The organism is Paenibacillus sp. NRS-1782, from assembly GCF_050467685.1.
GTDB classification, from domain to species: domain Bacteria; phylum Bacillota; class Bacilli; order Paenibacillales; family Paenibacillaceae; genus Paenibacillus; species Paenibacillus terrae_A.
The window spans coordinates 1-19,607 of the sequence record NZ_JBITPH010000094.1; the positions used below are offsets into that span (position 1 = coordinate 1).

Sequence of the window (19,607 nt, forward strand, 5' to 3'; positions counted from 1 at the left end):
CGCCCATGCCGGGCGCACATACAAAAAAGTAGTCCATCCTTTACCAAGGAGGGGCTACTTTTGCTCTGCTCGATTTATTCTTTACTGGTTGCTTTTGACGGGCGTAGTCGCGTCCATGAGAATGGTTTTGCTGATCTCCAGGCGCTGCTCAATGCACTGGCGGATCACATGGTTCAATACGTACTCTCCAACCGATGATTTCGGAAACGTAACAATTGCGAAACATCCGATACCGGATCTTCTGGCACGAGCTTGTATTTTCATGTTACAGATACTATATTCGTTTCGCAAAGCTCTCTTAACAACAGTGCCTTCTTCTCACTTCACACAAAATGTTCACAAGCGGCGTAATCCCACAGAGCAGGTTGCTGATTCAACTGTCTGTACATTAGTAACGATAATAATCATCATAGGAGTTACGATCTTGATAACGTGGCTGTTGAGCTGCTGTAATCATCAAAAATATACCTGAAAGCAAATGCATCAACCAACCCACGATCGGAATCCATCCGACAACAGAGGTCACGATCCCTAAGATAGATCCATAATAGGCCTCCTTGTTTACCACCGATAGCACTAATGTAACGATATGGAAAATCATCATAAAAAACAATACGGTATACGCAGAGTTTAAGACGATGAATCCACCCAAAACAGGAATAGCTAAAAATAGCTCTAGACCGCCCGTAATCCATTTTAAAGTTTTTGATGGTGTCATGGTTCCACTCTCCCGTTGCTATTTCATCCCATCATTATATCTTATCGCTATGCGGGATGACATACATTTTTTAACAATAAATACATTCAAACCGTGACTTCTGCCATCCCTTTTTTTGAATGAGCTAAGCCCCCGATACATATATGTGAGAAAGAACGAGTTTTCGTGACTCTAAAGGGGTGAACGCAATGGGACATTATGTTGAGGTAGAACGCGGCGTCAAGCTGTATGTAGAAGATACAGGAGAAGGCATCCCCATTCTAATGGTGCACGGCTGACCGCTGGATCATCGAATGTACGGATATCAGGTGGCCCTGCTGCCTTCTTACGGGTACCGCTGTATTCAGGTGGATCTTCGGGGATTCGGCAGATCAGATCGACCTTGGCAAAGCTATAACTATGATCGGCTTGCAGACGATCTGCCCTTTCCCTACGACGCGCTCCCTGAATTTAATTCCACCTTACTGAGCATACTATCTCAACCTTCCCTCATTCCATAATCAGAGAACCGAGACATTCATAAGTGAGGATTTCGCAAAATCCTGATGTACAAAAATAGCACCTTGCAGTGCCTTCTCCAAAAAACAAAAAAGACGCCTCAGCGCCGTTAGCGGCTATGGGGCATCCTTCACTACAAACATATATCCAATTAGGATTGTTTGGTATGATTAAAGCTCGTATTATTCAAAATGGCCAGCTTTTTCTCGCCCTTCACCATGGCAGAACCGCAAATGGGGCATGTCGGCTCGACAGAAAAAGCGAAGTTATCCCGCATCCATCCGTTGCACGTATCGCTGGCGCAATTCCAGACAGTTGTAATTTCCTCAGGAATCTCATCCATTGGCTTTTTCCGTGAATTGTACATAAACATCCCTCTTTCTTCATGATTTATAAAGCGATAAGATGTAATCAGTTCAAAAACGGCCCTGTGAACAGATAAAAACAAATGCCCCAAACGCTATGTTCGGGGCATTTGAAGTAGGCTGTAATTTTAAATTACAGTTTTACAACGTTCTCAGCTTGTGGTCCACGGTTTCCTTCAACTACGTTGAATTCTACGCGTTGGCCTTCGTCCAAAGATTTGAAGCCGTCGCCTTGGATTGCGGAGAAATGTACGAATACGTCGCTTCCACCTTCAACCTCGATGAAACCAAAACCTTTTTCTGCGTTAAACCATTTTACTGTACCTGTTTGCATGGAATTACCTCCAAAATGTATTTATATGACCTTTATTTTTTACAAATAAAAATTCACATATTGCACAAGGTTATTTCAACCTAAAACAATAGCCCTCTACAATATGCGAATCTCAGGTCACAATTTCAATATACTCATATTACCATAAGTGTATTGAAAACGCAAGCACTGGTGAATTTAAATTATGCAGAGTGCTCTTGTCCTCTATTTATGTGTCCAAGCCGTTATTCCATGAGGCGAAAGTCATTCATCAACGCCTACTTAAAACAGTATATCCACAACTGCTTCTTAATTATACCAGCAAATGAAAAATAAATATACAAAACATTATGCAGGAAACGAATTTTTTCTATAATAAGCCCGTCTCCTGCATCTACTCTGTTACGTTATGGTTCTACCAGCATCAAAGATCCGCCAATGCCCTAATTTCATCTATTGTAAGCGCTTTGTTAAACAATTGAACCTCATCCAGACTGCCATTAAAGTTAGCATCGGCAGCAAAGCGGCTTTTACCGAGATAAGCCTCGCTCGTCAGCAGTTCTCTCGGGTTAAAGGTAACGCTATCATTAACAGCTACCTCTTCACCGTTTACATACAGCCTTCCGGTGTTCCCCTCCAGTGTAACCGCTACATGCGTCCATTGGTTCAATGGCAGCGGTGCTTTCGAAAGCACGCTTTGATCCGTCCCTTCATGGATCGTAAACTGTAGCACTCCGCTTCCTTGGGATGGGGTCAGGAACATATGGCGGCTCTGTCCATTTCCAAAGTCAAAAATCCGCTGCCAGGCAGCGCCGCCCTTCCAGTTTACCCACGCGGAAAAAGTAAAGTCCTCGGCATCCGTTACCATACCTGGCAGCTGCACGTAACCATCCTTGCCGTTCAAAACAAGAGCTCCGCCGGACTTCCCTTCCTTGTCCCATGTAGCTCCCCCAAATGCCTTGCCATCATAGTTGTTGTATGTGCTGTCTACGACCGTTGTCCCTTGATCCTCACTCCATGAGTAGTGCGCGAGCTGCGGACCCTGAGCCTGCTCGGGAACCTTGGCTATAAAGCTTTTCTTCGCTGTTGCTTTGTCTTTTTTTATGGTCGCGGTCAATGTGACCGTTGCAGGCGGGGAGCCCGCTTCTGGACGATACACTTCACCTGTCACGGAAATGTTCTCGGGACGTGAGGACTCCCACGTAATGGTGGTATCTTGTGTTCCCTGAGTAGGTAGCGTCAGATTATAAAAAACGTTGCTCGTATCGCCCAAGCTCAAATCCTTCTGCACTGCGGCTACAATTTTGCTGGCCTTCTGCTCAGTCTTTAGCGTACCCCAGACCGCGACACCCTTGGAGGACAGGGCAGTGAAGGCAAGCGTCTTGGTGCCCGTATCTGGATCAAGGTGCCGCAGGAATACACCTTTGTACTTCGTGCCATCCACCGTAATCTCCAGCTGATTACCTGTACCAAGCTTCCATGTACCGCTTGCGCCGCCGGACAGTTTGCCGCCGCTTTCCAAACTGACGGTCACGGCTTGCTTAATATTGGCCGAGATTTCTTTCCCGTGATTTACATACGAGTATTGACCGAGGACATCCTTTTCCGACAACTTCTTCAGTGAATCCTCATCCCCAGAATAACGATAAGGAGCAACTACAGGCCAGCCGTCAGCGTTCATGAACATTTCATGCACCCGCACTTCAAACTGTTCGCCTCTGCCCGGGAAACGGGAGTGAAAAATCAGAAAATGCTTTTTCGTTTTGGGGTCGTAATAAGCCGAGTTATGTCCAGGCGAGACATAGCCTGTACCCAGTCCAGTACCCGAGTCCCCAATTTCTCTTGGAATCAGATAGTTCCCTATCAGCTTGACACCGTACGGCTCAATGGAAGCGTCATCAAAAAGCGGCTTATCAGGATTCGCCTTGACCTTGATCATATCGTTGCCCTCAGCATCGTAAAAAGGACCATCCGGTGTTTTGGATCGAGCCACACGAAGGTTGTATCCCCCATCTGCCGATAAGCCCCCATACGACAGGAACAAGTAATAATAGTCCGTTTGCGGACTATACTGAATGTACGGCCCTTCCATACGGGCATGGTTACCGCCTGTCAGCTTGTTCCCGTAGCCTTGTCCGGGCAGTGGCTTCCCTGTTTTTCCATCCATCTCCATAATGAAAATGCCCCCTGAGTAGGAGCCGTATACCATCCACAGCTTGCCGTTCTTATCGTAAAAAGTGTCCGGGTCCACGACATTCGGATGCTTGGTTGCATCATAGATCGTCCCATCCTCACCCGGTTGGCCCCACATGCCGGATTTCAGGAAAATGCCTTTATTCTTATAAGGCCCTTCAATTTTATCGGCAACTGCTAGACCCATTGCTGAACGCGGGGAGTCACCCTTGCAGGCGTTATAGTACATGTAAAACTTGCCATCGGCCAGTTGAATAACATCCGCTGCCCATAGCGTGTCTGTCTGGGCCCAATCCAGCGCTTCTTTTAATTCCTCTTTGACGTTAGGAATCAGTGCATTGCCATTTGCTACTCCTGTGGCAATCGTATCCCAATTCATGAGGTCCTTGGACTTGGCAGCCGCCAAATGAGAACCAAAAATATAAAATGTATCGTTCACTTTCAGAATGGATGGATCATGTACGGAAGTTTCTTTAAATGAAACGTTCTTTTTGCTTTGAATGGAAATGTCCCCCTGGCTTTGACCCTGAAGGGTGATCTGCCCCGCAGCTTGAATCCCATCTGTGTCCAGATTGAGCGTTTGTTCGGCGCCTGCAAAGGAGGCAGGCAACAGCAACGCACCCGCCAGAGAAGCTGCTGTTACTTTACGAAAAAATAATGGCTTCATAAACTAATCTCCTCTCGTTTTTGAACATACCTGATTGTTAAACATAAGACGATATGAAGTAAGGCGGTCAGGCTAGTATTTTTATTAGCTTCTTTAACCCTTCATCATTGTTAATGATCACCTCCAATAAACACAAACATTAAAGCGCTTTCAATTTATTCGAAAAATAAAAGTACCTTCTGCTAAGAAGGCGCATTCAAACCTGACGGTTAACCGTACCTTTATATTATTCAATGAATGTGGAAAATTCAATATGTAATTTTATATTTTTATAAATTATTCATTAAATTATTAACATTAATAAATCAGTTGCTTATACGCCCATTTTAAAACCATAATTTTACAAGTAAAATTCTATATCCTTCCTGCCGATATACCTAAAAGAGCAATTTTGAATTACCTTAAAGTAAACCTTTAACTTTTTTGGGGAGGTGAAAATATATGCAATGGTATTTAAATGGATTAAAAAACTATGTAGGATTCCAAGGTAGAGCACGACGTACAGAATACTGGATGTTTGTTCTGTTCAGTATGATCGCGACTTTTATAATCAGTTTGATCGATGGTCTTGTGGGCTTAACTCCGATCTTGACGTACCTTTATTCTTTGGCTGTCCTGTTGCCGTCTCTGGCCGTTATAGCCCGTAGACTGCACGACACAGGCAGAACCGGATGGTGGATCTTGATCGGTTTAATCCCTCTTGTCGGTTCTATTATCCTGATTGTATTCTTATGCCAAGACAGTCAACCTGCTGAGAACAAATATGGAAAAAATCCTAAATTGTAATTGGTGAAAATGCCTGAGAACCTCTTTCATTCTTGTGAAAGAGGTTCTTTTCTTTTCTTTTCTTATTCCCCTTCCACCCATCAAAATTCCAACCATAAGTTTATCAGAAGCCTCCTGCGTCCATACTGGATTAAAAAGCATCTGCAAGGAGAGGGAGAACGTTCATGCGTTTTCGAACAAGAAGCATCCACAACAAGTTTAAAAAGCCACCTGTCCAGCACAGTGAGAGTCATTCTGCACCCTCAGAGGAGCAGCTGAGTGCAAATATCGGGTCAAATCTTCAGCGGATCAGACAAGCACTCGGCAACAGTACCGACATCATCATCAGAGAAGTTCGAATCGGCAAAGATGGTGACCAGACCATTGCTATTCTCTATACCGATGGTTTGGCGGATAAAAATATAGTCTCTGACTTCATCATGGAGTCGATGATGCTGGATAGCAGCTTGTCCAGCGACGTGGAGCGTAGCATCCAGACCTCCTCCCATGTATTGCAGATTTTAAAAGATTATGCATTGACCATCGGTGACATCCGGGATGTTACTGACTTTGTAACCTTATATAACGCTCTGTTGTCCGGGGATGCGATCATTTTGGTTGACGGTGAGACGCAGGGAATCGTGGCCAGCGCACGAGGATGGAAGGATCGCGGAGTCACCGAGCCTGCCTCGGAAAATGTTGTCCGTGGACCCCGCGAGGGATTTTCGGAAACACTGCGCACGAATACGGCCTTGATCCGTCGCAAGATTAAAGATCCGAACCTGTGGCTGGAAACAAAACAAATTGGCCACGTAACCCAAACCGATGTCGCGGTCATGTATATCAAGGGCATCGTCAACCATAAATTGGTCGAAGAAGTGCATGAACGGCTGAATCGCATTGATATAGACGGCATTCTTGAAAGCGGATATATCGAGGAGTTAATTCAGGATGAAACATTTACTCCTTTTCCGACGGTATACAACTCCGAACGCCCGGACGTCATCGCCGCTGAGCTGTTGGAAGGAAAGGTCGCGATCCTGATAGATGGAACCCCGTTTGTGCTTGTCGTACCTGCGCTGTTTGTTTCCTTTCTACATGCGGCGGAGGATTATTATCAGCGTGCCGACATCAGCAGCTTCATCCGGGTACTTCGTTACACCGGGGTTTTCATTTCCCTGCTGGGTCCGTCCTTATATGTTGCCATCACTACCTTTCATCAGGAAATGCTGCCAACCTCACTGCTGATCGGTCTGGCGGCACAACGGGAGTCCGTTCCTTTTCCCGCCTTTATCGAAGCGCTCATGATGGAGCTGACTTTTGAAATATTGCGGGAAGCCGGTGTCCGCATGCCAAAGTACATCGGGGCAGCCGTCTCGATCGTGGGCACGCTCGTCATCGGACAGGCGGCTGTCGAGGCGGGCATCATATCGGCGGCAATGGTCATTGTCGTATCCATTACTGCGATTTCCAGCTTCGTCCTGCCTGCCTATAATATGTCCATTGCTTTCCGTATGCTGCGATTTCCCTTGATGGGGCTTGCTGCTTCATTTGGACTATTCGGAATTATCGTCGGCGGCATTGCTCTCATCCTGCATATGTGCAGCCTTCGTTCGTTTGGCATTCCCTATATGGCTCCTTTTGCCCCTTTAATACCGTCGGACACCAAGGATACCATCTTTCGTCTCCCTCACTGGATGATGATTACACGTCCCCGGCTGATAAATCAGAAAAATGTGAAGCGCCGAAGCAGCACCCCGCCCCGAAAACCACGGGAATAAAGCAGAGAAGACAGGAACAGACGGAAAGGGGTAGACAGGGATGAAACGGAAGACGGCATTTCTGCTCCTGATGTTTACACTCGTCTTGCTTCTGACGGGCTGTTGGAACCGTAGGGAGCTGAATGAGCTTGCTATCGCCGTCGGCATGGGGATCGATAAACGTGGAGATCAATTTCGTGTCTCCGTCCAGGTTGTGGACCCCGGAGAAGCAGCAGCCAAAAAAGGAGCAAGCGGTGGGGCTCCAGCCACGTTGTACACAGCAGAAGCTGACACCGTGTTTGAAGCCATCCGGAAAATAACGACGCTTAGTCCCCGAAAAATGTATTTTTCTCACCTGCGCATATGCGTAATCGGTGAGTCGATAGCGAGGGAGGGGATGGCAAAAGCTCTGGATTTACTCTCCAGGGATCATCAGTTCCGCACTGATTTTTATATTGTGGTGTCAAAGGGCACCAGTGCAGAGGACACACTGAAAATTATGACACCCCTGGACCCGATTCCGGCGAATGATCTTTTCTCCGCCCTGGAAACATCGGAGAGAAACTGGTCGCCCAGTATGACGGTAACCTTGGATGAATTGATTAAAGCTCTTACCAGTGAAGGAATGCAGCCTATTTTGACAGGACTTCATATTATCGGAAATACAGAAATGGGAGAATTAAACAAAAATGTCCAAACGATCAACCCTCCTGTCCGTTTACAGTATTCGGGACTTGCTGTATTCAGAAAAGACAAGTTAATCGGATGGTTAAACGAAACTGAAAGCAGGGGCTACAACTTCATTCTCGGGAAAGTGCGAAGCTCTGTCGGCTTTGTAGCCTGCCCCGAAGGCGGCAAAGTTGTCACAGAAATCATTCGGACCCAAACCGCTATAAAAGGGAGCGTTAACAGGGGAGAACCCCGGGTCAATGTTAAAATGCAGGTTGAGGCCAACGTAGGAGAAGTCGAGTGTCAGGGCCTGGATTTGACCAAGGTGAGTACGATTTATGAGGTAGAGAAAAAAGAAGAAGAAAAGATCGAAGAAATTATGAAATCAGCCGTCAGAAAAGCTCAAAAATTGTACAAAGCCGACATTTTCGGTTTCGGTGAGGCCATTCACCGCGCTGATCCGAAAACCTGGAGTTCGCTGAAAAAAAATTGGAATCGTGAGCATTTTGTAGAATTGCCCGTAGACATTAAGGTCGATTTCAAAATTCGGCGCGTGGGCACGATTGGCAGCTCATTCCTGAATGATATGAAGGAATAACCTACCAAAGAAGGTGTTAAAAGATGCTGCCTAAAATAGTGAACGTTCTGGGTATATTGCTGGTCGCTGCTGCAATCAGTCTGTTTGAGGTTCCGTACATGCGGAAAAAAGGGTTAACAAAAGAGCTTTGGCTGTTTTCCATCCTGCTCCTTCTTGGGGTCGGACTCAGCAGCGCCAAGGCATTAAGTTGGTTTGTTCCCACTCCTCTGGATTGGATCGCAGCCGTGTATAGACCATTCAGCGATTTCCTAACCCATATTGGTCTAATAAAATAAGACGAGGTGAAATTGGTGCCCGGGCAGATCAAAATCTCAGCACGTCAGCTTATGATCCTGACGACTTTATATACGGTTGGGAGCGCAATCCTCATCATACCATCAGGCGTGGCGCAGATAGCCAAGCAGGATGCGTGGATTGCTGCGCTTGTTGGGGTTGGGTCCGGGCTTCTCATCTTGTATTTGTACATCAAGCTTGCAGCGTTGTATCCACAGATGACCCTGATTGGAATTATGGAAGCCCTGCTCGGAAAGTGGCTAGGCAAAGCCGTCAGTCTTCTGTTTTTCACCACGTTTTTCATCAATGCACCTGTTACCGTTTTATTCTACCTGGGAAATTTTATGACCACTCAAATGATACCGGAAACACCGATGCCAGCGGTAAACATCCTTTTTGCGCTTATTATATTGTTGGCTGTTCTGCTGGGACTGGAAGTGATAGCTCGTTCTGCCGAACTGATGTTTCCGTTATTTATCCTGCTCTACATTTCGTTTACGGGTTTGGTGATATCCAATATTAAATTGGAAAATGTTCAACCGGTACTGGAGGCTGGAGTAGGACCTATTTGGTCGGCTGCCCTGTCCTTTGTCAGCACAGCTTTTCTGCCTCACATCGTTCTGCTCATGATCTTCCCGGCTTCTGTCAATCGTTTCGACCAAGCCCGTAAAGCTATTTTCACAGGAAGCCTGATTGGCGGATTAATGTTGGTCGTGGTCGTTGCATTGGCTATTTTGGTATTAGGCTCTGATCTAACCGCAAGAAATATGTATCCAAGCTATGCTTTAGCCAAAAAAATTAACATTGGAAATTTTCTACAGCGTATCGAAGCGATCATGGCTACGATGTGGTTTATTTCGCTCTTTTTCAGGATCACGGTGTATATGTATTCCATTGTAACAGCCATAGGCCAAATCTTTCGCTTGAAAAACGACCGACAGTTAGTACCTCCTCTCGGCATTCTTTTAGTCGTCATGTCGATCATCGTATATCCCAATGTCCCTTATCAACAAGCCTATGATACCAAGACGTGGATTCCTTATATACTATCATTGGGATTGTTTTTTCCCTTACTGCTGCTCAGTATACATGCTCTGAAAAGGTTAGGGACAAAGAAGAATAACAAGCCAGATGATAAACGTGAAGATAGAGGTGAAGATGGTGCCTAAGCAAGTCAAAATTTCCACACGGCAATTGTTGATCTTAACGATATTATTTACAATCGGTACTGCAATCCTCATCATCCCCTCTGTTATGGCCGCCACTGCTAAACAGGATGCATGGATCGCAGCACTCGTTGGAGTAGGCGCCGGGCTGCTATTGATATGGCTGTACAACACGATTACCATCCTGTATCCACAGATGACCCTGATTGAAATCATGGAGACTCTTATGGGCAAGTGGTTGGGGAAGTCTGTTGCTCTGCTGTTTATGGTTATGTTTTTTCTGGGGGGTCCTGCTGCGGTGTTGTATGATTTGGGGAATTTTTTGACTACTCAAATGATGCCGGAAACGCCGCTACAAGCGGTCAACATCCTCTTTGCGATCATTGTATTGATGGGCGTACATCTGGGACTGGAAACGGTAGCCCGTTCTGCTGAACTATTGTTTCCCTTGTTCATTTTGCTGTATACGGCTTTTGTCGTTTTAATCGTATCCAATATCAAGCTGGAGAACGCCCAACCGATGCTGGAGAAGGGAGTTGGACCCGTTTGGTCTGGTGCCTTGTCCTTTATTAGTATTGCGTTTCTGACCCATATTGTTTTTCTCATGATTTTTCCGCTTGTCGATCAGCCCGATCAAGCACGCAGGGCTTTTTTAACAGGGGGACTGATCGGCGGGTTGATTCTGGTTGTGGTCATTGCATTGGCCGTTTTGGTTCTCGGGCATGATTTAACAGCAAGAAGTATGTATCCGAGCTATTCATTAGCCAAAAAAATAAACATTGGAAATTTTCTTCAGCGTATTGAAGCGATCATGGCCGCTATGTGGTTTATCTCGCTCTTTTTCAGGCTGGCCCTGTATATGCAATCCATTATGATAGCCATTAGCCAAATCTTTAATCTAAAAGATGATCGTCCGCTGATCTTCCCTATCGGTATGATCCTGATCGTCATGTCGGTGATCATATACCCCAATGTCCCCTATCAGCAATCCTGGGATGCAAAAATATGGACCCCTTTTTCCTTATCTATGGGCCTTTTACTGCCTCTACTGCTGCTCTGTATGCATGGGATACGAAAAATCTGGTCAAAGAAAAAAACAGGGGCCAAAGGATAGATCACATCCATCGTTCGAGCCATCCTGCGAGCATCAGTGAATTTTTTTTTTGCTGTTACCTGTTTACAAAGTGAACTTTTAGTTTATTTTAAACGAGTATTAATCTGGCGCTAAGATTGGGCGTGTATGATGTATTTAAGAATCTGGTAACTACATAAAAGCCAGATGGGCTAAAAGCATGAATACTACTCCCGTTGGATATCCATATACCGTTCCACCCTGTCAGCATTTTAAAGAAATCAAAAGGAGACTTTACTCTTATGAATCGAAAACGAATCATGGTTATCTGCACCTTGTTGCTGGCGTTGTCTATTGGGCAGTCCTCTACATGGGGAAGCCGGGCCAATGCTTCTGCGCTGGCTCCAGAGAGAGCCCTTCAGCTACAGGATAGTGAGGCTTCCAAGGATGATGAACTGCTGGAAACACTGGGGGTATCCTCGGATGAGCAATTGTATGATGAGCTGTATAACGGTCAAACCTTGGCCGATATTGCACAATATAATGAACGGGATGCTCAGGCTGTCGTTGATTTGCAGGTGGCTCAGTTGACAGAGCAGTTGGATCAACGGCTGGCCAGCAAGAGCATTACGCCTGAACAGTACCAAGCCCATAAGGCCGAGTTGACGCAGGTCGTGGCCAAAAGTGTGTTTGGACTGTAAGCCTGCAACACAATAGTATGTAAAAAAGGCGCTGAGCCCGTTGGGAATCAGCGCCTTTCTGCTGTCTGTATCTACGCTTACACTTGATGTACTCGAATCAGGTTGGTGGCACCAGCCTCGGCGACAGGAACGCCTGCCGACACGATAACGGTGTCTCCTTTTTGAATATACCCTGCATTCAGGGCATTGCGGATGGAGGATTCGAACATATCATCCGTCGTCACTACCTTATCGCCTTTAACCGGAAATACTCCGGATAACAGACAAATTTTAGCGAACACCGTATTGTTCGGGGTAACTGCAATAATTGGAGCCTTCGGACGATATTTGGACACCATACGGGCCGTGAAGCCGCTGGCCGTAGACGTAATGATCGCTTTGGCATCCAGCTCCAGGGACGAACTAACCGCACCTTGACTGATGACCTCGGTAATGTTCGTGCTTTGGCGTGCTCTGCGCTTATCGAACTGCTCCTGATAATCAAATTGCGATTCAGCTCTGGCAGCTACAGCAGCCATTGTCCGTACGGATTCAACAGGGTATTTACCCGCAGCGGATTCGCCCGACAGCATAACCACATCGGCTCCTTGCATCACGGCGTTAAATACGTCACTGACTTCGGCTCTCGTCGGACGGGGGTTGACCTGCATGGACTCCAGCATATGTGTAGCCACGATTACCGGCTTGCCGACCAGATTACACTTGTCGATCATTTCCTTTTGCATCACAGGTACGTCCTGAATCGGCACTTCAACACCCAGATCACCACGGGCTACCATAATACCGTCCGAAGCCTTGATAATATCATCGAGGTTTTCCATACCTTCGGCATTTTCAATTTTAGAATAAATTTGTACATGCTCAGCGTTATGTCCCTTCAAAATCTCGCGAATTTCGCGAATATCGTCGCCTTTACGCACAAAAGAAGCCGCAATAAGCTCAATACGCTGCTCCACCCCGAATTGGATGTGCTTCACATCACGCTCTGTTACGCCCGGAAGGGTCGTATGAATCCCTGGCAGGTTCACACCTTTTCTCGGCTTCAAAATACCGCCGCTTACAATGTTACAGATCATTTCAGTTCCCTCAATAGAGGTTACAGTCAGATCGACCAAGCCATCATCAATGAGAATACGGTCGCCTGCTTTGATATCCTTGGGCATATCCGGGTAGTTAACCGAAATACGATGCTCGTCCCCCAAAATTTCTTCCGTGGTCAAAATAAGCTGGCTACCTGGCTTCAGCAGACAGGACGCTTCTTTCAGCTTGCCAATCCGTATTTCCGGTCCCTTGATATCCATCATGACGGGAATAAAGGTGTTCAGTTCCTTCGCAGCCTGTCGCACATTTTCAATACGTTTAACGTGATCTTCCAGCTCACCGTGAGCCATGTTCAAGCGTGCTACTGTCATACCGGCCTGAATCATTTCTTTTAACAAATGAATGGAGTCGCAGGCAGGTCCCATCGTACAGATAATTTTCGTTTTAAGCATAGTAATGTCATCCTCCTGAATGTCTTTACTGTTTGGTTTCTATCCACTTTCACTTCAGGATTTTTGCAAAATCCTCAGTTCTCTATCTATTAAACTTCTATGATTCTATTTTACCTGTACCCGTGCGCCAAGACTATGAACTATAGTATGATGAATGTACTACAGTACAATAATTTTTTAAGACATCGGAGAGTGGGCCTCGTGATTACAATGACGGACATGCGACAGGACCATGGCATAGACTGGTACGAAAAGGCTGGCTCGAATAGCAGCGACGATGACTTACTGTTCATTTTGGTTACCTTTGGAAAATGTGTATATTGGGTGAACGGTTGCAAGTTTATTCTCGGCAAGGGAGAAGCGCTGATTCTACCCGGACATTTGCCTTACTACGGTAAGAGCATTCCTACACTTTTTCATACCAAGTATGTGATACATTGCCACAAAACATGTACGAACCACACACTTCCCCTGCTGAATACAGACCAGCCGTTGCTGATCAAGCTCGGATGCTACGATATGCTGCATGAACGGATCAAGTCGGTGTACTACCAATGGACGGAGCGTCCGAGCTACTATGCCATGATGGCTGACTGCTTGCTGACCGAAGCGATGATTTATATCAATCAGGAATGGGACAAGGGTGCCGTTTCTTGCGATAAAGAGAAGCATGTAGAGCATATGAAGCAGTATATTCAGAATCATTATCGGGAAAAGGTGACGAAGGAGGAGCTTGGCGACGCGATCCGTAAAACGCCCAACTACGCAGCCACCCTGCTGCGCGAGGTAACACGCCAAACGATCAGCGAGCATGTACATACGCAGCGTATTAAAACAGCCATCTACATGCTGACCGAATCCCGACTGACGATTCGTGAAATTTCAGAGTATGTGGGGTATAGTGATGTTTCCTATTTCCATCGGATATTCAAACGTCTGACAGGCTGCTCCCCATCCGAATTTCTGGATGAACGGTCTTCGATTGTCTAGCGTGTCTTGTACGGTGGAAAGAGAAGGAAAAAAAGATCCGAAAAGGTTGCGAAACTGCGTGTTTAAATGTATGTTGGATTCAACTGGATAGACACAAATACTTCATTTTATAAAGTGCGAATGTGAAGCTCACATAAAAACCCCGGTTCCTTCGCACCTCGAAATTTGTCGAAAAGGACTTGGATGGGTTGTAATGGGTGAATGTCAATGCTTGATTCAAGCCTTTTCGGCATCGTTTATTGCTAAAATGTATGGTATTGATACCAATAGGGTATCAATCACCACATTTTCGCTGTCGCACTCCATGTGAGTGCGTGGATTGAAATTTTGATGCTCCGTAACTTTTGCTATGTCAAGCAGCGTCGCACTCCATGTGAGTGCGTGGATTGAAATATGTTCCCTCCCGATCCAGTACATGTTTGATCGTGTCGTCGCACTCCATGTGAGTGCGTGGATTGAAATATCACTGTTATCCGTAATTCTTTCAGTCGTAATAAGGTCGCACTCCATGTGAGTGCGTGGATTGAAATCTCTTCATACTTCCCGATCACCTCAAGTACGCCCTGAGGTCGCACTCCATGTGAGTGCGTGGATTGAAATACATTAATTCAAACAAATCCACCTGACCTTTACCGTCGCACTCCATGTGAGTGCGTGGATTGAAATTATGAAAGTGAACGGTACAAAAGTTTCGGTGGGAGGGTCGCACTCCATGTGAGTGCGTGGATTGAAATCTTTACTTGCTGCTGGAGTGAGTCTATAAAACCCAAGTCGCACTCCATGTGAGTGCGTGGATTGAAATGACGAAGAGGTGAGCCTATGAAACTCTATACAGACGGTCGCACTCCATGTGAGTGCGTGGATTGAAATGTTGTAGTCGACTACCGACGCAACCACCTTGCAACTTGTCGCACTCCATGTGAGTGCGTGGATTGAAATCAATCCTGTAGCAACGCCAGTGTCTACATCCACAGTCGCACTCCATGTGAGTGCGTGGATTGAAATATTTTCACTGAACGTCCATTTTCCGTTTTTACTCGTCGCACTCCATGTGAGTGCGTGGATTGAAATTTAGTCGCTGGTTTGGGCGCTGGTTTTGGTGCAGGCTGTCGCACTCCATGTGAGTGCGTGGATTGAAATATCTTAACAACCCCTTTGATATGGACGATTTATACGGCGTCGCACTCCATGTGAGTGCGTGGATTGAAATAAGGTTATTCCCTCTAAGGAGTGTGTGCCGCTTTGGTCGCACTCCATGTGAGTGCGTGGATTGAAATGATAAACATCGCATGAACCTAAATTTAGAGTATGGTGTCGCACTCCATGTGAGTGCGTGGATTGAAATTGGTGCGAGAAATGAGCAAACTTATACAAGATGTCGCACTCCATGTGAGTGCGTGGATTGAAATCTGACTCAGTTAACCCATCTAACAAGTCATTTGGTCGCACTCCATGTGAGTGCGTGGATTGAAATCTCCTATTAGGGGAACTTGATAAGAAGTTGTATCTCAGTCGCACTCCATGTGAGTGCGTGGATTGAAATTTTTGGGATCGGCATTGCTCCGATTATTGTTTTCTCGTCGCACTCCATGTGAGTGCGTGGATTGAAATCATTGGACAGCAGAGGCGTTTGTCCGCAGCCATGCAGGTCGCACTCCATGTGAGTGCGTGGATTGAAATCACCAGATTACGCACTTAAGCAAAATGAACTCGCAAGTCGCACTCCATGTGAGTGCGTGGATTGAAATTGCACATCCACGCCTCCGGTCAATAGGATGGTTCGGGTCGCACTCCATGTGAGTGCGTGGATTGAAATAATGATGGTCAGTCTTATACAAGGTACAAGAGGGACGTCGCACTCCATGTGAGTGCGTGGATTGAAATTATATACTTAGAACGCAACACGGTTCCGAAAAATCGTCGCACTCCATGTGAGTGCGTGGATTGAAATATTACATTAAACATGAGTACAAACCCGTATTTTTCGTCGCACTCCATGTGAGTGCGTGGATTGAAACTAATACGTACTGTTCGTACTCAGAGATCGTCATTTACCGATGCCCCAGCGCCTCGCTCACAAGTCGCGCTCTGTATGAAGTGCGTTTTTCGCCCTCTTACTTCCGCTTCCATCACTCGTCCTTTCCATTTCCATATGCATGAATATGCTAAAATTAACCTTTAAGCATCAGCAAAAAAATATATTGACATATGGTTAATTTTGGAGAACAATAGAATGCAAGAATATAAAATTATGGAATTTTTATGTGGAGGGTGGTTTATGTATGGAAATCACACCTACGATTCGGGCGGAATTAGGCAAATACCTAAAAAAAGAGGGTTTGAGCCTAACGCAATTCGGGCATATTGCAGGTATTAACAGAGGGATTGTAAGCGGCATTGTAACTGGTAATAGTCCTATATCTGTTAACCAGCTTGATCTAATCACTGAGGCTATGGGTTTACCGGAAGGCTTTTTTTACGAACGATTCATAGATGACTACATCATCGAACACTCTCCCAATATGCGTCGAATTGAGCGGTTGCTATATCGTTGTGCAGAGCTGGACAAGCTGGATGCGATCCGTCGAATCGTTGGACAAATCATGGACAATCTACTCTATTCACCTAGACTATTTGAAATTGCAGAAGCGCTATTAGCACAAGGACGACATGCTGCTGCACTGGTGCTCTATGAGAATGTAGCAGAAGTGGAGAAGTACCAACATTCAGAACGCTTGGCAGTCTGCCAATATCGTATATTCACGATCCAGATTGGAGACGATCAAAACCAAAATCTCAGGGCAGCAACGATATTTGAAGCTTTTGTTGAGCGCTTGGATGAAATAGATCAGCTTGACGCATTGAAGGACTTGGCGAACGTGTACAGGTCTTTGCGTCAATGGGATAGGCTTGATGAAATAGCTCGTAAAATGAAGGTGAAAGCGGAAATTCAATATTCGATGAAACATCACCAGAAGAAGCGAGCGCATAAGGAGTCCGAAAAAAAGCTAAGTCGTCCTATGTTTGTGTACATCACCTATGCTGACCTGCTGTGTGCATGTGTCTGTGAAGCCCAAGGCGATTTTCAACAAGCTCTAGATTATACATATGCCTACGCTAATTTAGATTGGGTCAAAGAGAAGGACGAGGATACCCGACACTGGATGGGTTTGTTTCAACATTGGGCGGAAGGCAATACTTACGTATATAAGCTGTTGTCTGGAGATATAAGCGTGCTTCAAGATTATGTTGAATATGTTGCAGCGACATCAGGCTCTAATGAACAAGAGGAACTCTCCAAATTGTTGAATGTTATCATTGCAGCAAACCGATTTGAATTGCACGTGGATGATATACTTCAACGATTTAAAACGGAGATTAATTCTTTTTCTGAAGAGCCTCCACTCGATGATATGTATACTCAACAGGTGATACCGGACTATATCGCATGGTTTCGTTACGAATTAGCTTATTATGATTTACATCGAGGTTCTTACATTGATGGTTTTAAACATTTGATGTATTCCATGATAAGTTATCATAAACTAAATAATGAGACTTATTTTATAAATTGTATGGGTCTATTTTTGCACTTTCAGGATTATGCGGTTCCAGAAACTAAAGCGGCATTTTTAAATCTTATTGAAAAGGTGTGGATGAACAATGTTGAAAAAAATGGTGCTGCTGGTCATCGCGGCTAGCTTTTTGTTTATTTTCACTGTGCCCGATCAAGCACTTAACCACCACCATAGTAATCAGCCTTACGTTACCATTGGAGGCGCTTAAACGGATAGGAACAAAATAAATCCCTGCAAACCTTAACCTGGTCAGCGGGGATTTATTCTACTGTTGAATGACATTGCCACTATAAAATGTGCCTGTTTTAGATACACGTTTACTCCAATAATCATTGCCTACTAATCATACAAATTAACTATAAAATTTTAAGTTGCAGAAGCTTGAGGAGTAATTGACTGCCCTTGAATATCAGTCTTTTCGCCTACTTACCATTTATACTTAACATGATACTTATCCTCATTTCTTTTGCTGGTGGTGTTCTATTGTTAGGAACATTGTACAGGGGATATACACTGCTAGGTCTACTTATTGCTGAGAAAAAAAATATATAGAATCATACTCTCCGTTGACAGCAATGATTAGTGGAGAGTATTTTTTGTTTCGTTTCATGCCAAAAATTGAATGCTTATATTGGTTGCATAGTTATTGACATATGGTTAATTATGGACAATAATAGAATGCAATAATATAAAAAATTTGGAATTTTTATGTGAAGGGTGGATATGACATGAAGCATACACCTACGGTTTTAGCAGAGTTGGAAGATTATTTAAAGCAAAACAACTTGACTTTAGCAGAATTTGCGGAATATTCAGGTGTTTATCAAAGAACACTCAGTAATTGGATTACTCAACATCGTCCTGTTTCTTTACAACAGCTTGACCGAATCACATTGGCCATGGGATTACCGGAGGGCTATTTTTACGAACTATACATAGAAAATTACATCATCGACCTTCCCCCGAATTGGCGGCGAATTGAGCCACTATTATATCGTTGTGGAGAGCTGGACAAGCTGAATGCGATCCGTCGAATCGTTGGACATATTATGGACAATCCGTTGTATTCGCCCAGACTATATGACATTGCGGAAGCGCTATTTGTACAGGGACGACATGCTGCTGCGTTGCTGCTCTATGAGAATGTAGCAGAAGTGGAGAAGTACCAACATTCTGAACGCTTGGCAATCTGTCAATATCGTATATTCACAATTCAGGTTGGAGACGATCAGAACCGAAATCTCAAGGCAGCTACGATATTTGAAGCTTTTGTTGAGCGCCTAGATGAAATAGACCAGCTTGACGCATTGAAGGACTTGGCGAACGTGTACAGGTCTTTGCGTCAATGGGATAGGCTTGATGAAATGGCAAGGAAAATGAGAAATAAAGCGAAAATCCAATATACTTTAAAACACCAACAAAAGAGCCGAGAGCGGAAGGAATCTACTAAGAAGCTGAGTCGTCCGATGTTTGTGTACATCACCTATGCTGACCTGTTGTGTGCAAGTGTCTGTGAAGCTCAAGGCGATTATCAACAAGCTCTACAATATACATACGCCTACGCTAATTTAGATTGGGTTATGGAGACGGACGAGGATGCCCTACGTTGGATCGGTTTGTTTCAACATTGGGCGGAAGGTAATACTTACGTTAATAAACTCCTGTCAGGAGATATAAGTGTACTACCAGATTATGTTGAATATATTGCTACATCAACCAATAAAGCCGATAAAGAAATGGTTACTAAGCTGTTGAACGTAATGTTTTCGGCTAACCGATATCAGTTAG

At 45.0% G+C, this 19,607-nt stretch carries 16 protein-coding genes, 1 pseudogene and 1 CRISPR repeat array; of the genes and pseudogenes, 12 read left to right on the top strand and 5 right to left on the bottom strand.

Features of this window, described 5'->3' with window-relative positions; all coding sequences use genetic code 11:
* A partial coding sequence (locus ACIFQM_RS24505; protein WP_430041583.1) for a hypothetical protein occupies positions 1-198 on the top strand: 198 nt, incomplete at its 5' end.
* 190 nt (positions 199-388) lie between these two features.
* Here the strand turns inward: ACIFQM_RS24505 and ACIFQM_RS24510 are convergent.
* Entirely contained in the window at positions 389-718 is a 330-nt protein-coding gene (locus ACIFQM_RS24510) for a hypothetical protein (RefSeq protein ID WP_430041585.1), read from the bottom strand.
* 188 nt (positions 719-906) lie between these two features.
* Between ACIFQM_RS24510 and ACIFQM_RS24515 the strand changes: the two are divergent.
* Positions 907-1,140: pseudogene (locus ACIFQM_RS24515) on the top strand (alpha/beta fold hydrolase); the annotation flags it as partial.
* A 227-nt stretch (positions 1,141-1,367) separates the two neighbouring features.
* Here the strand turns inward: ACIFQM_RS24515 and ACIFQM_RS24520 are convergent.
* The 3 genes from ACIFQM_RS24520 to ACIFQM_RS24530 form a co-directional block, all read right to left on the bottom strand.
* Complete coding sequence (locus tag ACIFQM_RS24520) at positions 1,368-1,583, bottom strand: cold-shock protein (protein WP_430041587.1); 216 nt, start codon at positions 1,581-1,583, stop codon at positions 1,368-1,370.
* Between the two features lie 131 nt (positions 1,584-1,714).
* Entirely contained in the window at positions 1,715-1,915 is a 201-nt protein-coding gene (gene cspD, locus ACIFQM_RS24525) for a cold-shock protein CspD (RefSeq protein ID WP_013308356.1), read from the bottom strand.
* A 403-nt stretch (positions 1,916-2,318) separates the two neighbouring features.
* The gene (locus ACIFQM_RS24530) at positions 2,319-4,754 is read right to left on the bottom strand and encodes a family 43 glycosylhydrolase (protein WP_430066351.1); all 2,436 of its coding nucleotides are present in this window, start codon (positions 4,752-4,754) and stop codon (positions 2,319-2,321) included.
* A gap of 441 nt (positions 4,755-5,195) precedes the next feature.
* Between ACIFQM_RS24530 and ACIFQM_RS24535 the strand changes: the two genes are divergently transcribed.
* The 7 genes from ACIFQM_RS24535 (at position 5,196) to ACIFQM_RS24565 (ending at position 11,758) form a co-directional block, all read left to right on the top strand.
* On the top strand, positions 5,196-5,540 hold the full coding sequence (locus ACIFQM_RS24535; RefSeq protein ID WP_430066353.1) for a DUF805 domain-containing protein: 345 nt from the start codon (positions 5,196-5,198) through the stop codon (positions 5,538-5,540).
* A gap of 164 nt (positions 5,541-5,704) precedes the next feature.
* Positions 5,705-7,300 carry a spore germination protein gene (locus ACIFQM_RS24540; RefSeq protein WP_430066355.1) on the top strand — a complete coding sequence of 532 codons (1,596 nt, stop codon included), beginning with the start codon at positions 5,705-5,707 and terminating at the stop codon, positions 7,298-7,300.
* Between the two features lie 40 nt (positions 7,301-7,340).
* Complete coding sequence (locus ACIFQM_RS24545; RefSeq protein WP_430041596.1) at positions 7,341-8,546, top strand: Ger(x)C family spore germination protein; 1,206 nt, start codon at positions 7,341-7,343, stop codon at positions 8,544-8,546.
* A gap of 23 nt (positions 8,547-8,569) precedes the next feature.
* Entirely contained in the window at positions 8,570-8,821 is a 252-nt protein-coding gene (locus ACIFQM_RS24550; RefSeq protein ID WP_430041598.1) for a hypothetical protein, read from the top strand.
* Between the two features lie 15 nt (positions 8,822-8,836).
* Positions 8,837-9,988, top strand: coding sequence for a GerAB/ArcD/ProY family transporter (locus ACIFQM_RS24555; protein WP_430041600.1), 1,152 nt, complete (start codon positions 8,837-8,839; stop codon positions 9,986-9,988).
* On the top strand, positions 9,978-11,099 hold the full coding sequence (locus tag ACIFQM_RS24560) for a GerAB/ArcD/ProY family transporter (RefSeq protein ID WP_430041602.1): 1,122 nt from the start codon (positions 9,978-9,980) through the stop codon (positions 11,097-11,099). Before ACIFQM_RS24555 ends, ACIFQM_RS24560 begins: the two co-directional genes overlap by 11 nt.
* Positions 11,100-11,359: 260 nt before the next feature.
* Positions 11,360-11,758 carry a hypothetical protein gene (locus ACIFQM_RS24565; protein ID WP_430041605.1) on the top strand — a complete coding sequence of 133 codons (399 nt, stop codon included), beginning with the start codon at positions 11,360-11,362 and terminating at the stop codon, positions 11,756-11,758.
* 77 nt (positions 11,759-11,835) lie between these two features.
* Here the strand turns inward: ACIFQM_RS24565 and pyk are convergent, their stop codons facing one another.
* Complete coding sequence (gene pyk / locus ACIFQM_RS24570) at positions 11,836-13,251, bottom strand: pyruvate kinase (RefSeq protein WP_430041607.1); 1,416 nt, start codon at positions 13,249-13,251, stop codon at positions 11,836-11,838.
* A 201-nt stretch (positions 13,252-13,452) separates the two neighbouring features.
* Between pyk and ACIFQM_RS24575 the strand changes: the two genes are divergently transcribed.
* The 3 genes from ACIFQM_RS24575 to ACIFQM_RS24585 form a co-directional block, all read left to right on the top strand.
* Positions 13,453-14,241: a helix-turn-helix transcriptional regulator gene (locus ACIFQM_RS24575; protein ID WP_430041609.1), complete on the top strand. Its 789-nt coding sequence runs from the start codon at positions 13,453-13,455 to the stop codon at positions 14,239-14,241.
* 294 nt (positions 14,242-14,535) lie between these two features.
* A CRISPR array of direct repeats spans positions 14,536-16,259; the repeat unit is 32 nt; unit sequence GTCGCACTCCATGTGAGTGCGTGGATTGAAAT.
* Between the two features lie 264 nt (positions 16,260-16,523).
* On the top strand, positions 16,524-17,942 hold the full coding sequence (locus ACIFQM_RS24580; RefSeq protein ID WP_430048127.1) for a helix-turn-helix domain-containing protein: 1,419 nt from the start codon (positions 16,524-16,526) through the stop codon (positions 17,940-17,942).
* 605 nt (positions 17,943-18,547) lie between these two features.
* Positions 18,548-19,607, top strand: a 1,060-nt coding sequence (locus ACIFQM_RS24585) for a helix-turn-helix domain-containing protein (RefSeq protein ID WP_430048124.1), incomplete at its 3' end; no start/stop codon positions are given.